We start from the raw sequence: 4,883 nt of genomic DNA on the forward strand, positions 1-4,883 counted from the left end.
TCTCTACGTTTCCTTTACAAATTTGTACATCAATACACTATCGATATACTTTCCAGATGCTAATTTCATATCTTTGGGACATCTTCCTTCTTCTTGAAAACCGAATTTTTTGTAGAGAGCGATCGCGCTGCGATTTGTAGAGAACACTGCTAGAGTTACCTTTTCTATCAGGGGCTCATTAGCTGCCCAATCAAGCAGTTCTTGCAGCAAAAACGAGCCGATGCCTTTTCCTCTCCATTCTCTGCCAACAAAAATGGAGAGTATCCCACTATGAGAGGTGCGTCTTCGGTTTCCGTTCTCAAACTCAACAAATCCGACAACTGTGTTGTCAATCTCAGCCACCAAGTAAAGTTGCCCTGGTTGCTGAGAATGCTGTTCAATTGTTTCTTTTTCCTCCGATTTGGTTAAGTTAAATTCCTCAGCCTCAGTCACCATATACTTGCCTTCCTGAGCGACTGAAAATTGAAGATCGACGAGAGCTTTTGCATCCTCAATCAAGGCACTCCGGACTGTAACAACATCTCCAGTTTTCGAGTGGTATTCCTTTGGGGCGATTTTACTCACGACTCAATCAATTGTTTTGAGTTTTGAATGAATCAGCTCTCCTGACTGTTTATTCCGCTCGTTGCAGTTGAGCAATCTTAGGATCGATGATTTTTATACCGATGCCAGGAAATCTCACGGCGAGAGTTATTTTGTTTCCTTGCCCGAAAATGTTAGTAATTTGACCGACACCAAAGGCTTTGTGGAGGACGCGATCGCTCACGCTCCAATTCTGCCCTAGACTGCTGGCACCATTGGATGTTTGTCTCGGAGATGTTGACGCCATACCAGCGCGACTATTAGCAGTTGCCTTTGGTAAATTACTACTCAGCAAATCTGCGGGTAACTCCTTGAGAAACTGAGAATGAATGGCTGGTTCGCGGGAACCCCAGAGGCGACGTTCGCGGGCATGGGTGAGATAGAGTCGTTCTTGAGCGCGGGTGATGCCCACATAACAGAGGCGGCGTTCTTCTTCCAGCTGCGCCGGATCGTTGAGAGTCCGAGTATGAGGAAGCAATCCTTGCTCCATTCCTACCAAAAAGACGACTGGAAATTCTAGTCCTTTGGCAGAGTGCAACGTCATCAGCGACAAGCGCGATCGCTCTTCTTTCACATCATCCAAATCAGAAGATAGGGAAGCACTTGCGAGAAAACCCTCTAAGCTTGAATCTTCGTTTTCTTCCTCAAATTGCAGAACAGCGTTCTTGAGTTCAAGGACGTTTTCCAATCGGTTTTGCGATTCGTCGGTGCCTTGACTTTTCAAATCCTGAATATAACCAGAATCTTGCATCACTCCCTGCACGATTTCCGAAGCTGGCAGAGTGTCCAATTGTAGCTGCCAGTGGCAAATCATCTGCACAAAACTGTTAATAGACTTCGCCGCACGTCCAGCTAACGTCTTGACTGAGGTTTCATCTTTGAGGATTTCCCACATCGATACGCCTAATTCTTGGGCGACATCCGAGATCGCATCCAAGGTCGCTTTGCCAATACCGCGCCGTGGAGTATTAATGATTCGCGACAAACTCAGCGCATCCGCTGGATTCACAATGAGCCGCAGATACGCGATCGCATCTTTAATTTCTTTGCGGTCGTAAAATTTTAAACCCCCAACAATGTTGTAGGGAACACCCGCACGCACCAAGCACTCTTCAAAAGCACGAGATTGAGCATTCGTGCGGTAGAGAATCGCAAAACTCCCCCAGTCTAACTCTGGATCTTTATGTTTCAGGTTGCGAATTTGATGCACGACGAACTCAGCTTCTGTAATCTCGTTGTCGGCTTTGTGACAAAAAATTTGTTCGCCTGCCCCGCGTGTCGCTTTGAGAATTTTATCAATCCGCTGAGTGTTATTTTCAATGAGTTTATTTGCCGCTTGGAGAATATTTTCCCTAGAGCGATAATTTTCCTCCAGCTTTACCATCGTCCGCGTATCGTCATCCGGCAAACCATCCCCAAAGTTTTCTTGAAATTCCAGCAAGATGGTGAAATCTGCCATGCGGAAAGAGTAAATAGATTGATCCGCATCACCGACGACAAAAACCGAGCGATTTTTCCAATCCCACTCATTCTTTCTAGTTTCTCCATTCGTCGTCAGCAGGCGAATCAAATCGTACTGAATCCGGTTTGTATCTTGATATTCATCTACCAAAATGTGACCAAATTTTCGATGCCAGTAACCCAAGACTTGCTCGTTTTGTTGAAATAGCTTTACCGGAATCGCAATTAGATCATCGAAGTCAAGCGCGTTATTTTCTGCCAGTCTATCTTGGTATTTGCTGTAAACTTCCGAGATTACCCGTCCGCGATAATTTGACTGTTCCGCCTCAAATTCTTTGGGGGAAAATCCCTGATTCTTGGCGTTGCTGATGGCATAACGAACCGAACGCGGCTCAAACTTTTTCTCATCCAGGTTCATTTGTTTGGTAACAATCTCTTTTACCAAACTTTGAGCGTCGGATTCGTCAAAAATAGAAAAATTGCGGCTCCACTTACGTCCTCTTTCGTCTTGATATTTTTCGATATCGTATCGAAGGATACGAGAGAAGAGACTATGGAAAGTACCAATCCACAAGTCTTTGATGTAAATTTTATAAACGCGCGATCGCAATCTTGTTTGTTCATCCGCTGGTAACGCTGTCAGCGGCTTCCCATATTCTTTTTCAGCGAGCTGTTCGGCAAACAGCTTTTCCATCCGCTGCTTCATCTCCCGCGCGGCTTTGTTGGTAAAAGTCACCGCCAGGATATTTTCCGGATCGACCCGGTGCTTCAAAATGAGATTGGCAATTCGATAAGTCAGCGCCCTCGTTTTGCCGGAACCAGCACCGGCAACAACCAGCAAAGGCCCGCAGAAATGCTCAACAGCGCGGCGCTGGGAGGGGTTGAGGTGGCTAAGGAAGTCAGTAGTGGTGGTCATGGTTCAACTGGAGGGATGCGACGCAAGAGCGTATTTTAGCAAGGCTATCCCATACTACCTAACCTGGTTGACCACCATTGCCGTCCCTCGCTTAAGAGAGTGCGATCGCCCAGCATTAACTTCTCATCCCGAATGTAGCACTACGGATAAGATTCATGCAGACATTTTGCCTGAATCAAGTCCCCACTCGTGCTTCAGAAAGGACTTGTACATATTTTCTTTGACGATCATTTGCTCGTACAGCATAATCAAAAATTCCTGTGCTTGTTCGCGGGACATATTTTGCACTTGGTCTGAGAAGCTTCTAATACTGAATTTTTGCTCTAAAGATAATTCAATTGGCTGATTCATAGCGAGTTCCTTTACTCGTTATAAGATGAACTTTGAACCGATTTTTGATTCTCCCTTGTTGTTTGTTATTTGCTAGGGAAATAACTGGGTTCTAAATGTTGTGTAGCATCAAAAAGAAAACTTGGTATTAGATGCATAGCAACTTAACCGACACTCAACGCCATTTTGTAGCCTGCATACACGGGAAATCTGAGAAAGAGATTTTGTGAAATTTGATTCACGTTCTTGTAAACTTGTCAAGTCAGCGCACCGGATTTATGCAAAATTTTAAATAAGTTAACATTATCTAGCAACCGTTACAGCGATAACCAATTGCAACGCCTCTGCTGCCGTATCCAGCAAAGCTACGAAGTGACGATTCCTTGTTCAAGTGAAGTCTAATATTGATACTATGACGAGCATTTCTCCAGGACAAACGCTGCTAGAACGCCATCGGCAGCAATTTCCAGCTCTCGCGAATAAAGCCTATTTCAACTATGGCGGTCAAGGCCCGATGCCCCAAGCAGCATTGGATGCTATTTTCCAATCCTATGAATACGTGCAGCGTGTGGGGCCGTTTTCCAATGAGGTAGGGAGTTGGGTGGTACGGGAGGCGACGGAAACTAGAGTTGCGATCGCGTCTTCTCTGGGTGTCTCTCCCCAGACCATTACCCTGACTGAAGATGTCACCGTCGGCTGCAATATCGCCCTCTGGGGCATGGACTGGCAAGCCGGAGACCATCTGCTAATTTCTGACTGCGAACATCCAGGCATTGTGGCAACCGTTCAGGAACTCCAACGGCGCTTTAGCATTGAAGTATCCTGCTGTCCGCTCATGAGAACTTTGAATGAAGGCGATCCCGTAGCAGCGATCGCAGAATATCTGCGCCCCAAGACCAGAATGGTCGTGCTGAGTCATATCCTCTGGAACACGGGTCAAGTCTTGCCGCTGGCTGAAATTGCTGCCGCCTGCCGCAACCATTCCACCGAGAATCCCCCCATCAGAATTTTGGTGGACGCAGCTCAATCTGTGGGGTCAATGCCGCTAAATTTGACAGAATTGGGGATTGATTTTTATGCTTTCACGGGTCACAAGTGGTGGTGCGGGCCAGAAGGCGTCGGTGGTCTGTACGTGCGACCGGAAGCTTTAGAAAGCCTGAATCCCACGTTTATCGGCTGGCGCAGCATTCTTTACAATTCATCCGGTCAACCAATTGGCTGGCAACCGGATGGGCGAAGATATGAAGTCGCGACTTCTGCCTATCCCCTCTATGCTGGGCTTAGGGCAGCGATCGCTCTTCATCAGCAATGGGGAACCCCAGAATCTCGCTTCCAAAAAATCCTGGAGTTGAGCCAATACCTCTGGCAACGTTTAGCCGAACTTCCTCACATCAAATGTCTGCGAAATGCACCGCCGGAATCCGGTCTTGTCTCCTTCCAGCTTTCAGGAGAGGGCAATCACCAGCAATTAGTACAATCTTTAGAAAATCAAAACTTGCTGGTTCGGACAATCCGCAATCCCGACTGTGTACGCGCCTGCGTTCACTATTTCACCCTGCCATCTGACATTGACCAACTTGTTGAAGCCATTCAA

At 46.7% G+C, this 4,883-nt stretch carries 4 protein-coding genes; 1 reads left to right on the forward strand and 3 read right to left on the reverse strand.

Annotation, left to right across the window (positions count from 1 at the left end; genetic code table 11):
- Positions 1 to 3 precede the first annotated feature (3 nt).
- The 3 genes from H6F50_RS23865 to H6F50_RS23875 all read right to left on the reverse strand — a co-directional run bounded on the left by H6F50_RS23865 (position 4) and on the right by H6F50_RS23875 (position 3,310).
- Positions 4 to 564 carry a GNAT family N-acetyltransferase gene (locus tag H6F50_RS23865; RefSeq protein ID WP_199292347.1) on the reverse strand — a complete coding sequence of 187 codons (561 nt, stop codon included), beginning with the start codon at positions 562 to 564 and terminating at the stop codon, positions 4 to 6.
- Between the two features lie 49 nt (positions 565 to 613).
- Positions 614 to 2,959: a DNA helicase PcrA gene (gene pcrA / locus H6F50_RS23870; RefSeq protein WP_190430604.1), complete on the reverse strand. Its 2,346-nt coding sequence runs from the start codon at positions 2,957 to 2,959 to the stop codon at positions 614 to 616.
- A gap of 153 nt (positions 2,960 to 3,112) precedes the next feature.
- Positions 3,113 to 3,310, reverse strand: coding sequence for an NblA/ycf18 family protein (locus H6F50_RS23875; RefSeq protein ID WP_190415249.1), 198 nt, complete (start codon positions 3,308 to 3,310; stop codon positions 3,113 to 3,115).
- Positions 3,311 to 3,701: 391 nt separating this feature from the next.
- Between H6F50_RS23875 and H6F50_RS23880 the strand changes: the two genes are divergently transcribed.
- Positions 3,702 to 4,883, forward strand: a 1,182-nt coding sequence (locus H6F50_RS23880; RefSeq protein ID WP_190430605.1) for an aminotransferase class V-fold PLP-dependent enzyme, incomplete at its 3' end; no start/stop codon positions are given.

Source organism: Coleofasciculus sp. FACHB-712, assembly GCF_014695635.1.
Classification (GTDB): Bacteria; Cyanobacteriota; Cyanobacteriia; order Cyanobacteriales; family FACHB-T130; genus FACHB-T130.

Excerpts from the sequence above, each read along its gene's own strand:
- pcrA (WP_190430604.1), bottom strand. The coding sequence starts at position 2,959 with ATGACCACCACTACTGACTTCCTTAGCCACCTCAACCCCTCCCAGCGC.
- H6F50_RS23875 (WP_190415249.1), bottom strand. The coding sequence starts at position 3,310 with ATGAATCAGCCAATTGAATTATCTTTAGAGCAAAAATTCAGTATTAGA.